1 protein-coding gene and 1 pseudogene are annotated in these 2,732 nt (G+C 56.8%); both read right to left on the bottom strand.

What is annotated here, in order from left to right:
- Positions 1-239 (bottom strand): annotated as a pseudogene (locus tag MKD50_RS30205) (IS110 family transposase); the annotation flags it as partial.
- Positions 240-971: 732 nt separating this feature from the next.
- Positions 972-2,384 carry an extracellular catalytic domain type 1 short-chain-length polyhydroxyalkanoate depolymerase gene (locus MKD50_RS30200; RefSeq protein WP_306414580.1) on the bottom strand — a complete coding sequence of 471 codons (1,413 nt, stop codon included), beginning with the start codon at positions 2,382-2,384 and terminating at the stop codon, positions 972-974.
- Positions 2,385-2,732: the final 348 nt, after the last annotated feature.

Genomic DNA, 2,732 nt, shown 5'->3' with positions numbered 1-2,732 from the left:
CTACTAGCTGCGGCGGAAGCAAATGTTCTGCAATGACGGCTGGCAGGCGCTTCATCACGGTGCCGCCCAGCGGCAGGCTTATGTCGAACTCTATAAGAAATGCACGTTCTAGTAGTGCCCAGCCTGTCGCGAATAATCGAATCCCTAACACGGTGCAATGCCAATAGAACTTGTTGCGACTCCGTTCGCTGTGTGACAAACCGCATAGAGGGTTGTGACGCCTCCTCGCAGATCGCCTCGGGGCATCGTTTATCTGCGATTCACATGTGTTGCTCCTACCAGCCAGCCTAGCGTCTGAGCCACATCGCTGCTCGGAGCCTCTACGCAACACCTCGCGATATTGCCCACTGTCGGACTACATTGTCAGAGCACCTTCGCACGCCGCCGTTGCCAGCAACACGCGCGCTCCCAGCCTACCGCCGGTCGCACGGCGGGTCCGCTACCGTGGAATCAAGACTCGTGGTTGGACAATGATGAAACGAATGCATTGCGCCCGATATACCGAGCCTCATGCTTCGCAAGCGCACCCAACCAGCTATTGTAAGTGGGGACTGTGTCCGGCTTTTCAGGGGGTCGCTCCATTCGTGGAGCCGCCTCAAGCATTCCCTTATTGACTGCAGGGCCAACGCCGGCCGCAGTCCCACAGCCAGAGGCTGGCACTGGCCGTCACCGATACGGCATACACGCTGACACTCCCGACGTGCCAACGTTTAGCGAAGCTGGACAGAAGGACTACGCTATAACCAAACTGATTTCCCTGGGCTGAGCCGAAGGGATCCTCGCCAAAGCTGATCGAAAGCTTCAGGCCGACCTGCAGAAGCGTGTGCAGAGCGCGGATTGGACGTAGCGAATCGGGGAAGCTTCCAATGCAGCTGGGGTCGCCTCCCGAACGGCGCGTACATAGCTTCAATGAGTTCTCTCAGAAGTTTGTTTTGACAGATTGCCTCCCCCAACTCCAATCGTGCCGCTGCTTATGGGCAATTGCCAATCACATAGTATCCGGCGGCTGTCTCAGCCAGAGTGTTGATATAGAAAAGATTATTTAATCCCATGCTTTGGTTCGAGCCATTCGCGTAAGCCCCCCCCCCGACATCGTGTGCCCGACCGGCTTGCACGTGCGCATAGTTTGTGCCGGTGGTCGCCGTACAAGAAAAACTCGTCTTTGTTGTTGCCGAGATAGCAGCAGATTGCTGGCTTTCCCCTGCTGTGCCGTCGATCGCCGTCACAGTGTAGCTGTACGTAGTACCCGCTATCAAGTCCAAATCGGTGTAGCTCGTCGACGTGCTCGAGCCCACCTTCGTGCCATTGCGGTAAAGGTTGTAGCTGTTGGCGTTTGTTACGGCATTCCACGACAGCGATATTGTGTTGAGGGTCGTCCCGGCGACCGCCAGCCCAGTCGGCGACGAACCCGCCTGTCCAGACCCGCTTCCAGCACGCAAATTGTTCTTAACCCAGAAGTCCATCACGAAGTCAGGGTAGTTGATATGCGTGGCATCGACATAGTTGGTGTTGTTGCCGCCAGTTCCAGCGGGCCATGCGTGTGCCATGCCCGCGACCGATATTTCGTGGGTGCGCACTTTGCCATTGCTATCGATATAAGGGGTGTTTGTGCCGCCCCCTGCTATCGATACCTTAGATCCCTGGGTGAAGCTGCCGCCGTAGAGCTGGCGGAAGGCCGAGGCTGCTATCGGGCCATATGCCGGCGCCACCGTGTAGTCCGAGGTTCCCCATACGGCGCCGGCAATCTGGCTGGTGAACTTACCCACGTTGGATCCGGCCCATTGCTTACATTTATTGCCTGCCGTCGTCGCGGTATAGCCACTAGGTACGAAGCCGATCTGGGCCGTCGTGGTTCCCGGCGTCGGACCGGCATTGATGCCAACGCCGGCAAAAATGTCCGGGGCGATGCAGCCCAGGACCATGCTCATGCCGCCTCCAGAGGATAGGCCCGCCACGTATACCTGATTGGGATCGATCGCATACTGGGCATTGGCAACAAAGCGGTTGACTAGATCCAGCAGTACGCCCACGTGTCCAGCGGTTCGGCTTGGCGACGCATTCGCATAGTCCCAGCAATGCTTGAAGTACACGTTGCCGCTTGCGTTAGGCGCAAGAATGACAGCACCGTATTGATCGCCAATCGATTTCCAGTTGAACCCGGTCCCACTGGCATTATTGATCACGTCGCCGGAGGCAGTCTGCAAGCATCCGTGTAGCACTAGAACTAGAGCTCGCTTGCCATTGGGCGTGGAAGGCTGGCTCGCCGGCCAATAGAAATAGCCGGTCAGGTTTCCACCATTGACGGCATCCGATGCCCACGTCTGCTCGCTACTCCACGCTCCGGGACCCGCCGTCGCTGCATGCAGCGAAAACGCTCCCAGCATCGTCGCAAGAGTGACTAACCCGGTCGCGAAGTATCGCCAACGCTTTCTCAGCATAGTGTCTCCCTTTTTTGATTTCTTCGAGTCACAGCAATGCCCTGACCCAAGGGGTCTGCAACAAGCCGGTTCGCACTTTAAGGACAACTGCTTAATTTATGACAGGCTTTCGCTCCGCCTTTAACATGATACATGATTCATGTTTCATACTAGGAAGGGCATCGAGGCAAAGTCAACCACTCGTTTACACTTAGTTCAATGGTTCGCAGCCCCGACAGACCATGGACACCAGCGCGTGAATCGCACCCACCATTGAATCAGACGATATCCATGGCGGAGTAAGCAGGCTAGGGG

The sequence above is a fragment of the Cupriavidus mimosae genome, from assembly GCF_023952485.1.
Classification (GTDB): domain Bacteria; phylum Pseudomonadota; class Gammaproteobacteria; order Burkholderiales; family Burkholderiaceae; genus Cupriavidus; species Cupriavidus taiwanensis_C.
This window is presented reverse-complemented; position numbering and strand designations above follow the sequence as displayed.

Coding starts and splice junctions, on each gene's coding strand:
- MKD50_RS30200 (WP_306414580.1), bottom strand. CDS start 2,384: ATGCTGGGAGCGTTTTCGCTGCATGCAGCGACGGCGGGTCCCGGAGCG.